Raw genomic sequence first — 18,555 nt, forward strand, 5'->3', positions numbered from 1 at the left:
CCCTTCCTGCCTGCTTCATAGCTGTTTTTCAATTCCATTTCCATTGTAAAGTTTGAATTCGTCATGCAGGGTTTTGACCGCAGCAAATGCGTCCCCTTCCCTGACCACGAAAGAGATATTGTACTGGGAAGACCCCTGGCTGATCATAATAATATTAATCATCGAATTTCCAAGTGCTCCGAACACTCTTTTTGCCACTCCCGGAGTCCCTGCCATTCCCGCACCCACAACTGCTACCACACAGACATTTCTATCCGAAGTGATTTCCTTTACGATTTCGCGGTTGAACTCGGAGTGGAGGGCTTTTAATGCAGATTCCACGTGTGACTCACTGACTACAAAAGAGAGGTTTGACTCTGAAGACCCCTGGCTGATCATAACAATATTTACCCCTGCTCTTGCAAGTGCGGTAAAAAGCCTTGCCACAGTCCCGACTGTCCCTGGCATTTCGGCACCCGAAATATTAATAAGCGCTACGTTCTTGATCAGGCTTACTGCTTTTACTACGTGCCTGCACTGGAACTTCTCCGAAACTACAAGTGTGCCGGGGAATTCCGGGTCAAAGGTATTTTTGACACGTACGGAAATATGTTCACGCATTGCAGGTTCTATTGTGCGCGGGTGCAGCACGTTTGCCCCGAAGTAAGAGAGTTCCATGGCTTCTGCATACGAAATCTGAGGGATGGTTTTTGCTTCGGGTACGATCCTCGGGTCCGTTGTCATAATCCCGTTGACTTCTTTCCAGAGCCAGATTTCATCGGCTTTCAGGGCCGCCCCAAGGATGGAAGCCGAGAAGTCAGACCCGCTTCTACCAAGGGTGGTAATGATCCCGTCTTCATTTTCTCCAATGAATCCCGTGACCACGAGGATATGGGACTCAAGCCTGCACCCAAGCCTCTTCAAGACAAGCTCGTATGTCTTTTCAAGAGGCCGGGCATTTCCATAATCCGATGTAGTTACAATCCCCGCCTCACCGCCGGTATATTCGATTGAAGTTATCCCGAGGGAACGGACAGCCCCAGAAACGATAGGAGCTGCAAGCCTCTCTCCATAGGACGAGATGTAGTCAATCGACCTGGAAGTAAGTTCGCCAAGATAGCAGATCCCGATCAGGGCTTTTTCGAGCTCTTCGATGCGGAGGTTAAGGACCTGGAGGACTTCTTTTGCTACCCTGGGGTCATCAATGGCATCCCTCACAGCTTCGTGGTGTTTGTTTGTAAGCTCTGTTTTAAACTCTTTTACAAGTGATACCTTGCCTTTTGTTGAGGCAAGGCGAGCATTTTCCAGAAGCCTATCGGTTACTCCACCGAGTGCCGAGGTTACTACCACGATCTGGTTGCCCTCATCATGATATCTTTTAAGTAGCTGGGCAACGTGACGAATTTTTTTTCCGTCTCCAACGGAAGTTCCTCCAAATTTCATTACAATTTTCATGATCGGATCACGTTTTGGCCTTAAGTAGTATATTCTTACATTGTTATTTTTTTCTAATATGGTAATCCTGGTATTTTTGTTTAAGTAATTCTGATTATCCTGATCATATTCAGGGTAATTTGAAATAGCACTAATTATGAGCTGTTGTTCTAATCCGGTATTGGTACTAACAATATTAACATGTGTCCTGTTACGCTTACAGGTTGCTTCTCTATAAATAACCCTTACTGTAAAGAACAGCATACGCTGGCTCTCCTGACACTTAATATATTTTATGCCGGGAACCTGTTCTGTATAGGATATGGATACTATATTATAATGTTTGTGTAAATTGGGTATAGGAATTGAAACGTTAGTATTGGCAGAAAAATCCTGCTGGCAGATTCCCAATAAAATAAAGGAACAGTCTTCCAGCAGAAAATGATATATTTTATCCGTAAGATGAAGTGTAAAACAGTTGGAAACAGGTGAAGCAATGAAATACGCCGTACTTATAGGAGACGGAATGGCGGATTATCCCATAGAGGAACTGGGCGGCAGAACTATTCTGCAGGCAGCCCGTACCCCTGCTATGGATTCCATTGCAGCCCGCGGAAAAGCCGGGCTTGCAAAAACCGTGCCTGAAGGGTTCCCCCCCGGAAGTGATGTGGCAAATATGTCCATTTTCGGGTACGACCCGGCAATCTATTACTCAGGGAGAGCTCCTCTGGAAGCTGCAAGTATGGGAGTACACCTCGCAGCCGATGATGTAGCTTTCAGGTGCAATCTCGTAACAATCGAAAACGGAAAGATAAAAGACTACAGTGCAGGGCATATCAGTAGTGACGAAGCCGAGATTCTGATCGATACGCTTGATTTCGAACTCAGGACTGAAAAAGTCAGGTTTTATCCGGGAATAAGTTACAGGCACCTTATTGTTGCCGGGAATGACCTGGGAGCTGAAACGGAATGTACGCCTCCGCATGATATCACAGGGGAGAAAAAAGACGATTATCTTCCGGGAGGAAAAGACGGAGAGTTTTTTTCAGATTTGATTGAGGCATCCACAGTCGTTCTTGAACTGCATCCCGTTAACCTGAAAAGAGTACAGGAAGGCAAAAACCCTGCCAATTCCATCTGGATCTGGGGTCAGGGTTATGCCCCGAAGTTCAGGACTTTCCAGGAACTTTACGGGAAAAGCGGAGCTATCATCTCAGCTGTGGATTTACTCAAGGGAATCGGAATTTACGCAGGGCTGGACGTAATTGAGGTTCCGGGAGCAACCGGTTATCTCGATACCAATTATGAAGGAAAAGCCAGTGCAGCTATCGAAGCCCTGAAGACCAGGGATTTTGTTTTCGTGCATGTGGAAGCTCCTGACGAGGCAGGGCACGAAGGAAGCCTTGTGAAAAAAATGAAAGCAGTTGAGGATTTTGACAGCCGGATTGTTGCTCCCATCCTCAAACATGTCGAAGCTTCGGATGAACCTTTTACTATCCTTGTGCTGCCTGACCATCCGACCCCTATCTCTGTAAAGACTCATACCAGGGACCCGATACCTTTTGCGATTTACAGAACTGATGGAACCGGTCCTGATGCTGTGGAAACCTTTGACGAGGATTCGGTCAAAAATGGTTCTATGGATCTGGTCAAAGCTTCAGACCTTATAGGAATGCTTGTAAAAGATTAAACCTGTAAAAAGCTAAGCTTGTGAAAGTCTAAACCTGTAAAAGGTTAAGCCTGTAAAAGCTAAACCCGTTTTCAGGTTTGTTAAATGTCTGTAACCGGTTTTCAGCCCCGAAGTTTTCAATTTCTCCGGAAATTCCTCCCGGGTTTTCGGGGATTTTTATTTTCATGAATTTTATTTTTGTTTTTCCTTACATTTTAGTGAAATTCTCTCTCAGGAAAACATATATATCCTTTATCAATATATTCAAAATAGCATATCTATAGATGCATTATCTTTTTCTTAAGGGGGAATATCAAAATGAAATGGCCTGCTAAAAGATCAGTTTCAGGACCCGCACGCTGGGATCCTTTTGAAGAGATTAGAAGAACACAGGAACGTCTGAACCAGCTGTTTGAAGACTTCATGCCAATGGAAGAATGGGGTGGTGGAAAAGTCTACACACCTGCCATTGACATCATGGAAGAAGACGACAAGCTCGTGGTTACTACCGACCTGCCCGGAATCAACAAAGAAGACGTTGAAATCAATCTCAAAGAAGACATGCTTGAGATCAGCGCAAAGACCGGCGAGGAAAAAGAAACTGAGGAAGAAGGTTACCTGCGCAAGGAAAGGGCATATACTCAGTTTTACCGTGCCGTCCGCCTGCCGGTAGGTGTTAAAGAGGAAGGATCTGCTGCAAAAATGGAAAATGGTGTCCTGACAATTTCTCTTCCAAAAGCTCAAATTGAAGAACCGAAAAAGAAGATAGAAATTGAATGATAATCTAAAAGAAAGTAGACTCTGCTATAAGACGAATACGTGAAAAGCGAACTAGAGAGAAGGCGAGCTATAGAGACTGCGAAAAAACTCGCAGTCGCTTTATCCGTTTTTTATTTTTCTTGCTTATGTCTTTCCCAGCAAGTTTATTGTTTTCCCGGTAAGTTTGTCATCCGTCAATTTATTTCCAATTTATTTCCAATTTATTTCCAATTTATTTCCAATTTATTTCCAATTTATTTCCAATTCATTTCCTGACTTTTCCATCTGTCCTTTATAGTTTGCTTTTTCTTCATTTCTTGGCATGAAAGCTCGATCTGAAAAATACCTTCACTCCTTTGTGCCTTATATTTGAAGAATTTCATGTTTGTTTTTTCAGAAAAAATTGTCTCAAAAACTCATGTGTAATGCGGGAAAATATACTTAATTTCTAAGAGTTTCTCCGCTTCTTCCGCTTCTTCATCTCGGAACTCTTTACTCTTCATGGCTTCGGCTTTTGCAAGTTCTGGATGCTGCTTTAGAAATTCGATGGAATACTCTGTGGTTCCTCTGGCTGATGTTTTGAAGGTTTCATCGATTTCTTCCCTGCTGAACTGCCCATGGTAAAGAAGAAGCTGGGTTACCTTTTCCCTGGTTGCCTGAGGCTCGTTTTCATAGTTCAGGGAATAGTACAACTTGCTTGCAATAATTCTTAAGGCTCGAGCTTTCCCACGGGGACTATCTTTATACTCAAACGGATTTTTTTCTTTGATTTTCTCTATGATTTCACTCAGGTCATATTGGCTAATACTTAACACCCCTTAAGAAATTGGTTTACAACCTAGATAAAAATTCTTAATTATGCTTTCAAAAAGAATCCTGTATTAAAATGGGGAAAAATTAAAAATTGATCAATTCAGGCAAAATGGCCGGAAAATAAGGTACTGAAAAACCAAAATAAACTGAAAATCTTAAAATAACCGGGAAATAGAGTGAAAAGTGCGGCATCAGGAAATTGTTCTCATCATTTTTTGCTCAGCTGGGGTAACTCTCATCATCGCCGCAAAATCCTGTATATCGGTGGTCTTATTTATGGTTACTGCCTTTTCTGCTGTAAATTATTCCGTTAATGGGGCTGTTTCCCTAACTCATCGGAAAAGTTTCCCGAAATCAATGAAAAAGGTCTTATTGTCAGAGCAAATTTACCATTCCATAAAATCTAATGTTCTATACCATCTACCGTTCTATACCATCTACCGTTCTATACCATCTACCGTTCTATACCATCTACCGTTCTATACCATCTACCGTTCTATACCATCTACTATTCCATATTTTGTTGCTCTATATTTTATAAAATTTAAAGCTTTTGAGGAAGCCTCTTGAAATTTGAAGCAATTGCCGTAGAAAACATCCCCCTGATACGGAAAGGGGACGACTTGCCCTCCATAATCTGTGAGAGGATTGAACTTCAGGACAGAGATATCATTGTTATTGCCTCGACCATTGTTGCAAAAGCCGAAGGGGAAACTTTCAGGCTTGAAAACATCACCCCCGGGGAAGAGGCTCTCGCAATTGCGTCCAGGACAGGGAAAGATGCCCGCTTTATCCAGGCCGTCCTTTCTAAGAGTAAGGAAGTCTTTGTTGAGGCTCCTTTTATGCTTGTTACAACGCTTGCAGGGCATACCTGTGTAAATGCAGGGGTTGACGAGTCCAATATCGAGGAAGGTTTTTTGCTCTATTCTCCTGAAAATCCGGACTCAAGTGCCTCTATACTTGGAGCGCGGCTTGAAAACATTAGCGGGAAAAAGTTAAGTGTTATTATTACGGACACAAACGGAAGAGCTTTCAAAATCGGGCAGACCGGAGTAGCCATAGGGATTTACAAAATAAAGCCCATAAAACGCTGGATAGGGGAAAAGGACCTTTTCGACAAAGTTCTGGAGATTACGGAAGAAGCAGTTGCTGATGAGCTTGCAGGAGCTGCCAACATTTTGATGGGAGAAGGGGCAGGAGGAATCCCTGTAGTGGTCATTCGCGGACTTGATTACTACTGTGAAGAAGAAACATCCATGAGTGAGAATTACCGCCCTGAAGATATGGATGTCATCAAAAAAGGGCTTCGATGCTTGCAGAAAAAGAATTGAAATAAAGAGCCTCTCTGATGTCCTTTAATATACGAGTTATTTGGGGAATCTAGAGTCTATTAATTCTGGTTTTTGGTTGTACGGATAAATTTCCAGTCCCCATCCCCTTTTATCATTTTAAGGGAAAACATTCGACTTCCACGCCAGCACTCCTGAAAAACTCAAGGGAATCAGTGTCAGGATCAGGTGTTGAGTATACAACCTTTTTGATATTTGAATTTATGATCATCTTTGCGCACAGGGTACAGGGCTGTTGTGTACAGTAAATGGTTGCTCCTGCAATGCTAACTCCACGGATTGCAGCCTGGATAATGGCGTTCTGTTCCGCATGCACTGCCCGGCATTTTTCTTTCTGCGTGCCTGAAATGATCTTTTCAAGGTCCCTGATACACCCTATCTCAAGGCAGTGTTCCAGACCGTTTGGAGCTCCGTTATATCCGGTTGCAAGAATACGTTTATCCCGCATAATCACTGCCCCGACGTTACTCCGGAGGCAGGTCGCCCTTCTGGCTACAGCAAAGGCAATTTCAAGGAAATATTCGTCAAGAGAAGGTCTTTCTATCATTATTTTTTATAAAGAGTAGCTGGTATATAGTTATAGTGTTAGAACTTGTGCCATTTCTGGCAATTAATTCTAAATTCTTTCGGAATTGACCTCATTTTCAGATAATTTCATGAAAATCACAAGAGTCGCCAGTTTCTGGCAAATGACCATTCACGGGCTTGATTGTTTCATTACTACTGTTAAGAAGAAACGTCCATGAGTGAGAATTACCACCCTGAAGATATGGATGTTATGAAAAAGGACTTCGACGCCTTCAGAAAATGAATTGAAAGAGCCTTTCTGGCGCCTTTTAATAAACGATTTATTTAGAGAGTCTGCTAATCCCGGTTTTAGAGTTTGCGGGGAATTCCTTTTACCATTCCTTTTTTATCATTTTAAGGGAAGGCATTCGACTTCCACGCCAGCACTCCTGAAGAACTCCAGGGAATCAGTGTCCGGATAAGGTGTTGAGTATACTACCTTTTTGATATTTGAATTTATGATCATTTTTGCACACAGGATACAGGGCTGGTGGGTACAGTAAATGGTTGCTCCGGAAATGCTGACCCCATGGATTGCAGCCTGGATAATGGCGTTCTGTTCCGCATGTACTGCCCGGCATTTTTCATGCCTCGTGCCTGAAGGGATTTTTTCAAGTTCCCTGATACATCCTATGTCAAGGCAGTGTTCCAGGCCTCTTGGCGCACCGTTATATCCGGTTGAGAGAATACGTTTATCGCGGACGATCACTGCCCCAACATTGTTACGGAGGCAGGTCGCCCTTTTGGCTACGACGAATGCTATTTCCAGGAAGTACTCGTCAAGGGAAGGTCTTTCTGTCATTATTTTTAATGAACAGTAACTGGTATATATAGTTGTAACGTTAAAACTTGTGTCGCCTTTGACAATAAATTTTAAATGAAATGAATTAACGCTATATAGATAAAGAATCGTTTTTCGAGGAATAATTAATATAATCTATGGTGTATAGAGCTGAAATGAAGCGACTTATTTATACTATATGGAATGTGGAATATTTTTCCCGGGACCAGAGTTCGAAAAGGCTGATAATTTCAAGTTACCAGGTACGTTCCGGACGATAATTCTGGATGGTTCTGGCCTGTAAATCAGGACATTTCCGTGTTATGAATTTGAATGTTTTCTGGATTGTAATCCGGAAAAATAAGCTCGGGTAAATTCTAAAAAATATATGCATTCATCCGGAGTATTTAATTATGGCAACAGGTTTGACCGAATTTTTAGATAATTTCGTGAAAAATCACGATAATCGCCAGTTGCTGGCAGTCCCCCTTGCAGTACTTGCAGTTTCCTTAGCCGTACTGCTGGTTTCTTTTGCAAGCAGCGGGTCGCCGGTAACCCTGGGAATGGAGTTCCAGGGCGGCACCCAGATTTCGGTAGAGACAACCGATTCCCCTGCTGTGCTTGAAGAAATGTACTCCTCTTATCCCATCAAGGATGCCCGGCAGGCCGGAAGCAGGGTTATCATGCAGTTTGGGATTATGGACAATGAAGAACAGCGTCAGCTTGAAGACGATGTGATGGGCCGTTATTCTAACGTAGAAATCAAACAGATAGGACCCGTTTACGGCCAGGAACTGCAGGTTCAGGCTCTTCGGGCTGTTTTCATATCATTTATAGGAATGTCCATTGTGGTTTTCCTTATTTTCCGGAGCATTACACCTTCTTTTGCAGTGGTTCTTTCTGCCTTTTCGGACATTATGATTGCTGCGGCTTTCATGCGGATTGCAGGGATCGAACTTTCCCTTGGAACGGTTGCAGCCCTGCTGATGCTCATTGGTTATTCGGTGGACAGTGACATTTTGCTGACAAATAGAATGCTCAAACGCAGGGGTACGGTGGTAGAAAAGATTTCAAGGGCAATGCAGACAGGGATTACCATGACCACAACAACCCTTGCAGCCCTTGTAGTTATGTATATAGTTTCAACTTTCCCCTACCTGGTAATTCCTTCGTTCACACAGATTACCCTGCTTTCGCAGATCTCAAGCGTGTTGATCGTGGGGCTTCTTGCAGATATTATGAACACCTGGCTTCTCAACACCGGGATTCTGCGGTGGTATGTGACAAAACCCGAATTTAGAGGGAGGTATAACAGATGAGAGATAAAAAAAGCCTCTTTAAAAATGTAAGGGTTATCATCTTCATTCTTGCCCTGCTTGCTTCTGTTGTGCTTATTCATCCGGGTTATAATTCTGAAGAAGGGCTGAACACTAACCTGAATTACGGACTTGACCTTGAAGGCGGTTCCTGGCTTCAGATCAAATTACAGGGAGCTCTTGTCCAGGTAGATGCGGATCCTGAAATGATAGTCAGCCAACTGGTAGAACCTGTAATCGGCGCCCCTATCCAGGTCACGGACAGCAACCTTGACGTCAGTGGGGTGAGTTTATCTGACCGTTACCTCACATTCACAACATCCGCCACGGTCAGTGCATCCCAGCTTGAGCTTCTGGATCTTGGCAGTGTAAGCGTTGATAAGCTTAGCCAGGGTACGACCCAGGTAACGCTTACTACTACCAAGGAAACCCTGATTCAGGCTTACCTAGCAAAGGCCTTTGATGCGGAAGTGCTTCCCATCAGTACCGAAGACGGTACTGTTTATGAAATCAGGGCTGAAGCCTCAGAAGAAGAGATTGAAGCCCTTATGGAAAAAGTCGGAGGCACAATCCTCAAGAATGAAGACGGGACCTCGACTTATAAAGAGGGTGTCAGTACCGATACAAGGGATCTGACCAGGGATATCTTGAACGACAAACTTAACTCCCTCGGTCTGAAGGATATTCCTGTCAGGACTGTCGGAGAGGACTATATCCTCATCGATTTTGCAGGGATCGACCTTGCAACGGCAAAGGATATTGCCGAAAAGCCCGGAAAATTCGAGATACGCATACAGACTACTGGAAATGAAACCCAGCATGTCCTTTACGGCGACTCCATTGTAAGCGTGGGGATTCCGAGTTACCACGATAACCAGTGGCATACTCCTTTTACTCTGAATGAAGAAGGAGCAAGGGCTCTCCAGAAAGTTGCAATCGATACAGGAGCTACGGATTACCCCGAAAGTCACTATCTGAACATGTATCTGGATGAAGAGAAGATCTACGGGGCTCCCCTCAGTTACTCTGCAGCATCCAGACTGAAAGAAACTCCCATCTATTCCTGGGAGGCTTCCACAGGCACGGACGAGGCAGCAAAGACCGAAGCCGAAACCCTCCAGATTCACCTCAGGGCAGGGGCCCTACCTGTAAATGTGGTGCTTGTAGGTTCAGGACATGTTGATGCAACCCTTGGAAAACAGTTCAAAACCGAAGCGGTCATAGCAGGTTTGTTCTCTCTGTTAGCAGTCGCTGCAGTTGTTTTCCGCAGGTACAGGAGACCTGAAATTCTGGTGCCAATGATCGGGACTTCCGTCAGCGAAGTCATTATGATCCTTGGAGTTGCAGCAGCTATCGGCTGGCAGCTTGACCTTGCAGCAATTGCAGGTATAATTGCCGCAATCGGAACAGGTATCGACCACCTTGTAATTATTACGGATGAGGTGCTTTACGAAGGCAAACTCCCTCCAACAAGGGTCTTTGTTTCCAGAATTGGAAAGGCCTTTTCAATCATTTTCGGAGCAGCTGCCACAACGATTATTGCCATGTCTCCCCTGGTAGTCATGGGCTTCGGAGCCCTGAAGGGATTTGCCATCACCACTATCATTGGTGTTTTCATCGGTGTGGTTATCGCAAGACCTGTTTACGGTGTGGTAATCAAGGAACTGCTTGAGGTAGAAGGAAACGGCTCCCAGGAAAGTACGGCTGACTGAGTGCCCGGGAAAAAATAAAAATCCCTGAAAAACCGAGGATTCAAAAACTGAAAAACAAGGTGGAATTAATGAAGGATCTCTGGACTCTAAAATACAGGGCGGAAACCCTTGAAGAACTGCTTGGAAACGAACATGCCGTAAGAACGCTTTCCGAACTGTTACAGTCCGGGACCCTGCCTCACCTTATTTTTTACGGGCCTGAAAACTCGGGGAAAACAACAGCTTCTCTTGCCCTTGCCAGGCAGCTCTACGGAGAGACCTGGAAAAACAACTTTATATATTTCAACGCTTCGGACTTTTTCGACCAGGGAAAACGTTACCTTGTACGGGATAAACGTTTTGTCCGCATTCTGGGCACGGATGATCCGAAAAAAATCTACAAGAGCGTAATAGATATTTTTAAGGAAATCGTTAACGAATATGCCGGAATGGCTTCCATTGATGCTGATTACAAGATAATTTATATCGATAATGCCGAATCCCTGAGCTCGGATGCACAGCATGCTCTCAGGCGGATCATGGAAAAGTACAGTTCAACCTGCAGGTTTATTCTTTCTACAACAAGACCTTCGAAACTCATTTCTCCCCTCCGTTCAAGGGGGCTTCAGGTCTTTTTTGCCTATGTTCCGGATTCTCTTCTGAAAACCCATCTTGAGAGGATTGCCCTTGCAGAAAAACTGAAACTTTCCGATGAAGCACTTGATGCGGTCCTTTATCTGGCTAAAGGAAATGTTGGAAGAGCTGTCCAGACTCTCCAGCTTGCTGCGCTCAGGGCAGAAGGTGCTGAAATTACGGAAGAAATCGTCTATGAAGCTACCATGAAAGGCAGGGACGAGACTATCGATGAACTGCTTGAAGCGGCTCTTGAAGGAGATTTTGCCAGAGGACGCCAGCTCATAGACGGAATGATTATTGAGAAAGGACTTTCCGGGACTGATATCCTTGAGGGACTTTCCGAAGCGCTTATAGACTCAGGAGAACCCGATGCTGATATTGCACGCCTTATTGTCAGTATCTCAGAAGCTGATTCCAGACTTACGGATGCTGCCAGTGAGAGGATCCAGCTCGAAAAGTTGATTTCCACATTCTCCTGATTAATCCGGGAATCAAGTTTTTTCTTCTTCTTATCTTAATTTATTTTAGATGTGAGCAGTTTGTTTTTATACCTTTCCCTCCTTTAAAGTTTTTTCTAAATCTCTTATATAAATAATTCTATTTATTTCTTCATCAAACAGTAAATTATATATATAATTTCTCAACAAGTAAAAATCACATAGTAAATTATATATACGATTAAATTTTATCTTTTATTGTAAATGAACCGGAAGTTCATGCTTCTCAGGAGTTAAATGGCTCAATTACACTTTCTAAACAGAGTACAGACCTGAGATTTCAGGATACATCTGCAAGGTGTCCTGTACTTTTTATAGGAGGTTCAGAGCCTGTATTCCCTTGAGCAGAAGTTTTATCGGGCTTCTGGGTCAAAATCCACACCACAAAAAATCCCTCCATTGCTCCCTGAATAATCCCTCATTTCAGGGAGATTATGCTCATGCAGCAAAATTGAACTGTAGCTGCATTTAAAAAACGAATTTTTTTCTTTGCTCCAAAACTTTAAAAAATATTGCCTGCCTGATTTCAATTTCAGGCAGGCATCCTGTTTACTCAGGCTTTTTTCCGTATTTTTCCGTATTTCAGTACCTGTAGTGCTTTACTGAGTGATACAGGATCACTACAAAGAAAGCAATTATGACAAGTAAGAAACTGAAGAAGCCTACCGGGTCCCAGACGAAGCCTATTCCTGATCCTCCCTCTTCCCAGGAAACAAGTACAGCTCCCTGGACTACGGTTGGAATAACTACACAGGCGAAGGCAAGGACGAAAATAAACACAATGTCAAAGACCTCTGCAATGGTGCTCTTTTGTGCCATATCTTTTGCCTCCTCAATCGTAGTATTTGAACTCGAACATATGGTTTTTTATGGACTTTCTAACTCTCAGGCATCCGATAGTCTCAATCGAAACGATCAATCCGAGAAAAATTACGTAGAGGTAGGAGAAACCGGAAACAATCTCCCAGGTCTCGGCAAAGATTTTGTATATTATAAATCCTTCCACACCTACAAGCAAGGCCATCATGCCGACAACAAGAACCGTATCTCCGTTGAGTTTGCTCTGGTATTTGCTTTCCATTGCCTGTTCATTTGTCTCCAATGCCTGTCGCCTCCTTTCGTATCCCTGTATTTTCCGAGCCCCTGGGTAAGGGCCAGCCCATTTCAGTCCAGTTATTTTCTATGTTTAAACTCCTGTGTCTGTGACTGAAATAGAAGTAAGCAATGCCGTAGAACACAAAGGCGAAGATCAGGTTATATTTGTAGCCCCAGTACAGCGTTGAAAGAATTGTGATTGCAATTGCAATTGCAAAGTAAGCAATATACGGCTGGAGGGGGCCCACAAAAGGCCTGATGGTGCTTGTGTTCTGCGGAAAAAGGTTCCTGAAACGAATCAGGGCGAAAGGAATCAGCACATAGCAGAGCAGTCCCGAGACAATCGAGAAGGTAATTACCTGGTCAAGGAAACCGCTGAATGCAAAGCCAATTGCAACTGGCATTGTGAAAATCACTGCCCTGTACGGGGTGTTGTATCTCGGGTGCACTGCAGAGAACCAGGAAGAAACATAATTGTCTCTGGAGAGGGCAAACCAGGAACGTGAGGAGTCACAGACACAACCATTTGCACTGGCAACGCAGGTCAGGAATGTCCCGAGTCCTAGCAGGGCAATGAAAATGAACATGCCGCTGTTTTGTGCAGCTTCAAAGAGTGGATACACTGAAACTCCGAGCTGGTCCGTTGGGATCAGTACTGAACATAGATAAAGGGTCATTGCTGCTCCCATGAGCAGGGTGATCATCCCGGCCTGCTGTCCTAGAGGTACTGCCCTTGACGGGTGTTTGCACTCTTCGGCGCACATTGCCGCTCCTTCTATCCCCAGGTAGAACCACGGTCCGAACTGCAAAGCTGCAAAGAGGCCTATCATGCCGTTTGGCAGAGCTCCCTGAAACAGGTATTCGGGGTGGATATCCACTCCTCCGAAAGCTGTTGCGAAGAAGAAGACAACTATCGAAATGAAAGCTATCATGGTCAGGAAAAAGTTCAGGGTTAATGCCGCAACGACGCCACGGTAGTTGATGAAGGTCAAAAGTGCAATAACAAGCAAAGTCACGGGAAAGACCTGCAGCTCCGGGAAGATGCTCTGTGCGATGAAGGCGACAACAATAGCATCTGCCGCTTCAAGGGCTATGTATTCCATATAAACCGCAAGCCCTACACTGGCAGCAGCTCCGGGCCCGATAAATAACCTTGCCCAGTCGTAAGGTCCTCCTGCAAGTTTGGTTGCTGCTCCGAGTTCACTGGCGCAGAGGGAGATTATGACATACATTGTTCCTGCAACCAGCATGGCAAGCAGAGAACCAAGCACCCCTCCTTTTGCGACAGTAAAATTCCAGCCCATGTATTCTCCGACCAGCACGATTCCTACTCCGAGAGCCCATACATGGAAGGGCCGCAGGGTCTTCACAAGGCTGGCAGACTCATTGTTTTCTGACATGATGTCTCAGCCTCTTCTTTTTGAAACCCGGCTGGCATCCAGTAAAACCCAGGCAATCAGCCCAAAAGCCAGAAGATATATCAGTCCGTTTATAACAGTCCAGATATCCATTTTCTATCCCCTTCTTTTTTTACACAATGAATTCTTGTATGCGTTCACCTATTCATGAAAAAATTTCTTTCATAATTCGTAATATGTCTGTAATTGTTGTGCCTGAAATCTTCCAAAAAAAGTTAGCCAGCGAAAAGCTCGCTGGCCTGTCATTAATATTATTTGACTTCAGGCCGAATTTCGGCTTAGAATACAAGTCCCAGTTCTTCTAGCTTCTTCCTTGCTCCGTCATAGACCTGCACGTACTCTTCAGTCGGGGTCACTGTCTTTACGTCGTAGCACTCCTGGAAAGTCTTTCCAGCCGGTGCGCTTGCGTAATTCTTCTCGTAAAGGGCTACGAGTTTGTCAAGGATTTTGTTAATCTCTGAGATTTCCACACCTGCAGTTGCTCTTGCAACTTCTCCCATCATCCTGGCTTCCATACCCGTGGTCTTGTCTGTTACTACACCCTTTGCGGATGCAACACCTGAGAGTATTTCTCTTCCTGATGCTGTATCGGTGATGGACTGAGCTGAAGCTTCGAGGAGGCACATCTCTGTGCAGGGCCCTGCACATGGGTAGTACTGGTTTCCTGAGAGGATGTTTGTGAACTCGGAGATGGTTGCACATGCCCAGCCTGCGATTGTGAGGGTTTCCCTGGTGTTGGTTGAACCCCAGCGGATGTGGACCGGCCCGTCCAGGTGCCAGCTTGCACTGCTCATGACAAAGGCGTTTATGTGGGTTGCAACGTCTACAATTGTGGTTTCTTCGATACCGCCTGCATATCCTCCGAAGATCGGCATCTGCTCATCCATTATAATGTCGCTGTTTCCTTTGTAGTGGGCAATAACGGCTATTGCGTCCAGGTCGATTTTGAGTTCGTTGAGTTGCGAGACCTCGTGGCTGTCTGAGGATATCTGGCCGCCAACGCAGTCAGATGATATATTTCCCTGGGCAGACAGGGAAGTCTCCGGGCCCTATATGCCCATTCCGGGGCGTCCCGCCATTGCACATGCCTGTTTTATGAGGCGGGTTTCTGTCTTTGCTGCAAGGACCTCATAGGGGCTTTTTGGGATGGGAGGTTTCCCGCGGACTGAAGTCATCACACCGTCTACAATGGTATCTACTTCCTTTTCAAGGGCATAGCTCATGTGGACTGGCATGAAAACATCTTCGGAAATCGGAGATCCTGTAGGACCGCCCTGTACAATTGGCTTTCTCTTGTCCCCGACGTTTCTCTTCCTTACGTTTACTGCGTCCCTGCCGGTTCCGAGGGTGAACTCTTTCTGGACATTGTTGATTGCGTCCCATATCTCATCTTCTGTGTATTTCACTATCCTGTGGGTATCGGTACAGTAGATACCGCACTCGAGGAGCATCTCGAATCCTGCCTGGAAGAGCTTTTCCATCATGTCCTTGTCAGTGGGGACGAATTCTCCCTTGAAGTCAAGCCCGTACTTCTGCTTGAGCTCCATTGCCTTCATGGGGATTCTCATAAGGTCCCAGTCGTCCTGAGTGCACTTCTCTCCTACTTTTGCCCTGTCGTAGAAGTCATAGCAGTCAAATGATTTTCTGAATGTCATGTGCTTTTCCTCCCAGGATTATTTCATTATGTTAAGTGCAACTTTTGCAGCTTCGGCAGCGTTTTCTGCTGTAGCGTCCGCCCCTATCTCTTCGATCCATTTACTGGATACGGGTGCTCCTCCGAACATGCATTTTACGCTGTCCCTGAGGTTTTCCTCCTTGAGCCTGTCCATGAGGTCTTTCTGGCCGAGCATGGAGGTGGTCATAAGGGCTGAGCCAACAAGGATAACCTTTTGCCCTTTGTGCTTTTCAGCCTCTTCCACAACGGTTTCGTTGAGGACGTCGGTTCCGAGGTCAAGGATCTCAAATCCGTTTGCTCCAAGCATGGTTGTGACAAGGCGGTGTCCGATGTCGTGGATGTCTCCTTCTGCAACGAAGGTGACTGCGAGTCCGGTTCCTTCCTCTCCTTCTACTTTTGTTTTCTCAAGCTCGGGGGTAAGGATTTTCATTGCAGCTTCCATGGCTTTTGCAGACATCATGATCTGAGGCAGAAATACCTCGGCAGCCTCAAACTTGTCACCGATAATCTTCATCCCTGGGGAAAGACCCTTTGTGATAATGTCAAGAGGTGAAATTCCTGCATCCAGGGCTTCCTGGGCTAACTGTGCGCAACCTGCAACGTTTTGAGTTACGATCGCGTTGGTCAATTTATCAAAAATCTCTTGGTTTGCCATTTTTAAACCTCCATTTTCCGTCGAAAACTGGCTGTTCGTGTGGTACGTTGGGGAGCACAATGGTACGTTGGGAGCACAATGGTACGTTGGGAGCACAATGGTACGTTGGGAGCACAATGGTACGTTGGGGAACACGATGTCTCTAGACAACCAAATTCTCGTAACAGAAATGCCTAAGCATATATACCCAAGCTCCGCTACCAAAAAAAGAGCATCTGCATGATTTCCTCTTTGATATACGGTTCTCAATTTCCGATTTTAATCAGTCATCAGGGAATTCCTTTACGGGGTTTTTGATTATCTATAGGCGAAAATTTTGGCCTCTTGACATTGTTACCAGGGAGTTTATTTGCTGGAAACTGCAAATTCGTTTACTTTTCCAGCTGAATTAGTTACTCATATACCAAATTTCCCAATAGTAATAGTATACCAAATTTCCCAATAGTAATAGTATACCAAATTTCCCAATAGTAATTGTATACCAAATTTCCCAATAGTATACCTACTGGAACTGTCTGTTTTCAGTTCTTTTTCTTTGGAGATCATGTGAGTCACAGCCATATTCCAATGTACAGCCTGTAAAACTCCAGTCACTCTCTGTAAATTTCCTTCTTCAAAGGATGCAATAATTTATTGGTTTTTAGATATTCATTCGTTACAGATTTTGATTCCGTTTTTATTGCCATTTTGTCGTTTTTGGTAGTGTGCCAACTTTCCTGTAAGATCACAAATTTCAAGCCTAAGTTCCGCTTTTTTAAGCACATAAACTCCCTCTGATCGGATTATGTGCTTATACTTAAGTGTATTAATTCCAGAGTCTAATTTTAATATCACAACCATCTGACTTAGCAGATTTGTGGAATTATACTTATTCGCTTAAATTTTGGGAAAGCAGGTTCAAGAGGTTTTTGAGTCAAGAATTCCATATCAGAAGACCAATTTCTCCTACAGTATGCAAAAACTTGACTTAGAACTTACAGTAAATCAGCGACACTGCCATTTTTGGTGCCTTTTAATTCCGTTTTTATTGCCATTTTATTCGTTTTTGGTGCCGTTTTTAACCCTCTCTAAATAAATTGTGGTTATTTGTCAAGGCAATTTACCTTTAGGAATTTTATTTTAATTCTTTAATAGGCACCCTATTTATGTATTTAATAGTATATAGCCCAATTTGAGTAGTTTTTCAAAACCATTAAGTAACAGAAATGGATCTATGCAAATTCAAGAGTTGAGGGTAATAGAAATAGGTCTATGAAAATTCAAGAGTGGAGAGATTTTTTAATATCTTTAAAATTTTCAATTACTTTAAATTACAAACTTGAAATAATTTTTCATTGGTCATCGGTTAATTATTTATTTCCTTCTATTGTCACTCTTTTTTGAGTCCAATCTATCACTTCTTATTCAAACCATTCTTCTCTGAACCTTTCTCTGTTTACATGTGGATCCAATGCTTGACTTTCATATACACTCATTATAGTGTCAAAATTTCTTTGAATTCCACATCTCTGAAGAATTAGTGTCAATAAATCTGATGCATTCTCTGCAAATATTGTGCTCCAACGTAACTGTGTATATTGAGCCATTTTTTCAGGATGAGCTGTTGAATTTCTTACAAGAGATAAATTCTTCTGCTAACTATTAGTTTTTCTCAGAGTATAAAGCAACGGTTTTAGGTCCGTTATCAACTGCACTTACCATAACTCCCACTTTTATGCCTACAGCCATTGTTCTTGATCTTGCTGCCGGAAACTTGTCTGCTAAAGAGGAGTGAAGACGAACAATTGTGCTGTCTTGAATGAGAACATCATGGAAGTTTTCGAGTTTTTTGCCAGGTTTTCTACCAGGGTCTTTTGCAAGTGAGTCTTTTAGAGTAGATGGGGGACGAGGAGACATAGATACCAATAGTTAGGATATTAATATAAAAACACATGCCAGAGAGCTTCTCTAACGCTTGACCGATGACGCATGAACAAGCATCGTTATTTTCTTTTCTGAACATGGAAAAATACCTGCCATATTAACAAAATCGTTAGTTGCAGGATTATCTATTTCTTAGTCATACACAAACAAAGCCAGAGGATAGCGGAAAATCGCTCATCTTTGAAAGGTGAGATTAAGAAATGAGTTCATTTACAGTTTTAAAGGAATATGTCTGCATATCTTGGTTTTCTATAAGAGCAATAACTCATTAACCTCTGTTCTGAAATGCCATTTTCTA

Annotated in this window: 16 protein-coding genes and 2 pseudogenes; 6 read left to right on the forward strand and 12 right to left on the reverse strand. The window is 43.7% G+C overall.

Features of this window, described 5'->3' with window-relative positions:
* Positions 1-15 precede the first annotated feature (15 nt).
* Positions 16-1,434: an aspartate kinase gene (locus MSSIT_RS00590; protein ID WP_048174394.1), complete on the reverse strand. Its 1,419-nt coding sequence runs from the start codon at positions 1,432-1,434 to the stop codon at positions 16-18.
* Between the two features lie 475 nt (positions 1,435-1,909).
* On the opposite strand from MSSIT_RS00590, the gene MSSIT_RS00595 reads away from it, so the two are divergent.
* Complete coding sequence (locus MSSIT_RS00595; protein WP_048174395.1) at positions 1,910-3,103, forward strand: cofactor-independent phosphoglycerate mutase; 1,194 nt, start codon at positions 1,910-1,912, stop codon at positions 3,101-3,103.
* Positions 3,104-3,131: 28 nt separating this feature from the next.
* Here the strand turns inward: MSSIT_RS00595 and MSSIT_RS22695 are convergent, their stop codons facing one another.
* Complete coding sequence (locus MSSIT_RS22695; protein WP_156157223.1) at positions 3,132-3,269, reverse strand: hypothetical protein; 138 nt, start codon at positions 3,267-3,269, stop codon at positions 3,132-3,134.
* 131 nt (positions 3,270-3,400) lie between these two features.
* Between MSSIT_RS22695 and MSSIT_RS00600 the strand changes: the two genes are divergently transcribed.
* Complete coding sequence (locus MSSIT_RS00600) at positions 3,401-3,862, forward strand: Hsp20/alpha crystallin family protein (protein ID WP_048169127.1); 462 nt, start codon at positions 3,401-3,403, stop codon at positions 3,860-3,862.
* A 395-nt stretch (positions 3,863-4,257) separates the two neighbouring features.
* Here MSSIT_RS00600 and MSSIT_RS00605 read toward each other — a convergent pair whose 3' ends face one another.
* Positions 4,258-4,656, reverse strand: a complete 399-nt coding sequence (locus MSSIT_RS00605) for a hypothetical protein (protein WP_048169129.1) — start codon at positions 4,654-4,656, stop codon at positions 4,258-4,260.
* Between the two features lie 564 nt (positions 4,657-5,220).
* Here MSSIT_RS00605 and MSSIT_RS00610 point away from each other — a divergent pair.
* Positions 5,221-5,985, forward strand: a complete 765-nt coding sequence (locus tag MSSIT_RS00610; RefSeq protein ID WP_048169133.1) for a coenzyme F420-0:L-glutamate ligase — start codon at positions 5,221-5,223, stop codon at positions 5,983-5,985.
* 112 nt (positions 5,986-6,097) lie between these two features.
* Here MSSIT_RS00610 and MSSIT_RS00615 read toward each other — a convergent pair whose 3' ends face one another.
* The gene (locus MSSIT_RS00615) at positions 6,098-6,550 is read right to left on the reverse strand and encodes a deoxycytidylate deaminase (RefSeq protein WP_048169134.1); all 453 of its coding nucleotides are present in this window, start codon (positions 6,548-6,550) and stop codon (positions 6,098-6,100) included.
* A gap of 369 nt (positions 6,551-6,919) precedes the next feature.
* On the reverse strand, positions 6,920-7,372 hold the full coding sequence (locus MSSIT_RS00620; protein ID WP_048169136.1) for a deoxycytidylate deaminase: 453 nt from the start codon (positions 7,370-7,372) through the stop codon (positions 6,920-6,922).
* 392 nt (positions 7,373-7,764) lie between these two features.
* Between MSSIT_RS00620 and MSSIT_RS00625 the strand changes: the two genes are divergently transcribed.
* The 3 genes from MSSIT_RS00625 (at position 7,765) to MSSIT_RS00635 (ending at position 11,473) form a co-directional block, all read left to right on the forward strand.
* Positions 7,765-8,670 (forward strand): protein translocase subunit SecF, encoded by a 906-nt coding sequence (locus MSSIT_RS00625; RefSeq protein ID WP_048169138.1) that lies wholly within the window; start codon positions 7,765-7,767, stop codon positions 8,668-8,670.
* A complete protein-coding gene (locus MSSIT_RS00630) occupies positions 8,667-10,379 on the forward strand; it encodes a preprotein translocase subunit SecD (protein ID WP_048169143.1) in 1,713 nt (570 codons plus the stop codon). The genes MSSIT_RS00625 and MSSIT_RS00630 overlap by 4 nt, the downstream gene beginning before the upstream one ends.
* 68 nt (positions 10,380-10,447) lie before the next feature.
* Positions 10,448-11,473, forward strand: coding sequence for an AAA family ATPase (locus tag MSSIT_RS00635; RefSeq protein ID WP_048169144.1), 1,026 nt, complete (start codon positions 10,448-10,450; stop codon positions 11,471-11,473).
* A gap of 600 nt (positions 11,474-12,073) precedes the next feature.
* On the opposite strand, the gene MSSIT_RS00640 is transcribed toward MSSIT_RS00635, so the two are convergent.
* The 7 genes and pseudogenes from MSSIT_RS00640 to MSSIT_RS25820 form a co-directional block, all read right to left on the reverse strand.
* Complete coding sequence (locus MSSIT_RS00640; RefSeq protein WP_048169146.1) at positions 12,074-12,310, reverse strand: efflux RND transporter permease subunit; 237 nt, start codon at positions 12,308-12,310, stop codon at positions 12,074-12,076.
* A gap of 13 nt (positions 12,311-12,323) precedes the next feature.
* Positions 12,324-12,593, reverse strand: coding sequence for a hypothetical protein (locus MSSIT_RS00645; protein WP_048169148.1), 270 nt, complete (start codon positions 12,591-12,593; stop codon positions 12,324-12,326).
* On the reverse strand, positions 12,580-13,986 hold the full coding sequence (locus MSSIT_RS00650; protein WP_048169150.1) for an APC family permease: 1,407 nt from the start codon (positions 13,984-13,986) through the stop codon (positions 12,580-12,582). Before MSSIT_RS00650 ends, MSSIT_RS00645 begins: the two co-directional genes overlap by 14 nt.
* Positions 13,987-14,282: 296 nt before the next feature.
* A pseudogene (locus MSSIT_RS21535) lies at positions 14,283-15,659 on the reverse strand (monomethylamine:corrinoid methyltransferase).
* An 18-nt stretch (positions 15,660-15,677) separates the two neighbouring features.
* Positions 15,678-16,334 carry a methyltransferase cognate corrinoid protein gene (locus MSSIT_RS00665; protein ID WP_048169156.1) on the reverse strand — a complete coding sequence of 219 codons (657 nt, stop codon included), beginning with the start codon at positions 16,332-16,334 and terminating at the stop codon, positions 15,678-15,680.
* 1,400 nt (positions 16,335-17,734) lie between these two features.
* Positions 17,735-17,979: pseudogene (locus MSSIT_RS25815) on the reverse strand (IS4 family transposase); the annotation flags it as partial.
* The gene (locus MSSIT_RS25820; protein WP_048169160.1) at positions 17,976-18,230 is read right to left on the reverse strand and encodes a hypothetical protein; all 255 of its coding nucleotides are present in this window, start codon (positions 18,228-18,230) and stop codon (positions 17,976-17,978) included. The pseudogene MSSIT_RS25815 and the gene MSSIT_RS25820, both read right to left, overlap by 4 nt.
* Positions 18,231-18,555: the final 325 nt, after the last annotated feature.

The sequence above is a fragment of the Methanosarcina siciliae T4/M genome, from assembly GCF_000970085.1.
In the GTDB taxonomy this organism is placed as follows: domain Archaea; phylum Halobacteriota; class Methanosarcinia; order Methanosarcinales; family Methanosarcinaceae; genus Methanosarcina; species Methanosarcina siciliae.

Excerpts from the sequence above, each read along its gene's own strand:
- MSSIT_RS00620 (WP_048169136.1), bottom strand. The coding sequence starts at position 7,372 with ATGACAGAAAGACCTTCCCTTGACGAGTACTTCCTGGAAATAGCATTC.
- MSSIT_RS00650 (WP_048169150.1), bottom strand. The coding sequence starts at position 13,986 with ATGTCAGAAAACAATGAGTCTGCCAGCCTTGTGAAGACCCTGCGGCCC.
- MSSIT_RS00630 (WP_048169143.1), top strand. The coding sequence starts at position 8,667 with ATGAGAGATAAAAAAAGCCTCTTTAAAAATGTAAGGGTTATCATCTTC.
- MSSIT_RS00640 (WP_048169146.1), bottom strand. The coding sequence starts at position 12,310 with ATGGCACAAAAGAGCACCATTGCAGAGGTCTTTGACATTGTGTTTATT.
- MSSIT_RS00615 (WP_048169134.1), bottom strand. The coding sequence starts at position 6,550 with ATGATAGAAAGACCTTCTCTTGACGAATATTTCCTTGAAATTGCCTTT.
- MSSIT_RS00625 (WP_048169138.1), top strand. The coding sequence starts at position 7,765 with ATGGCAACAGGTTTGACCGAATTTTTAGATAATTTCGTGAAAAATCAC.
- MSSIT_RS00600 (WP_048169127.1), top strand. The coding sequence starts at position 3,401 with ATGAAATGGCCTGCTAAAAGATCAGTTTCAGGACCCGCACGCTGGGAT.
- MSSIT_RS00590 (WP_048174394.1), bottom strand. The coding sequence starts at position 1,434 with ATGAAAATTGTAATGAAATTTGGAGGAACTTCCGTTGGAGACGGAAAA.
- MSSIT_RS00635 (WP_048169144.1), top strand. The coding sequence starts at position 10,448 with ATGAAGGATCTCTGGACTCTAAAATACAGGGCGGAAACCCTTGAAGAA.
- MSSIT_RS25820 (WP_048169160.1), bottom strand. The coding sequence starts at position 18,230 with ATGTCTCCTCGTCCCCCATCTACTCTAAAAGACTCACTTGCAAAAGAC.
- MSSIT_RS00665 (WP_048169156.1), bottom strand. The coding sequence starts at position 16,334 with ATGGCAAACCAAGAGATTTTTGATAAATTGACCAACGCGATCGTAACT.
- MSSIT_RS00595 (WP_048174395.1), top strand. The coding sequence starts at position 1,910 with ATGAAATACGCCGTACTTATAGGAGACGGAATGGCGGATTATCCCATA.
- MSSIT_RS22695 (WP_156157223.1), bottom strand. The coding sequence starts at position 3,269 with ATGAAAATAAAAATCCCCGAAAACCCGGGAGGAATTTCCGGAGAAATT.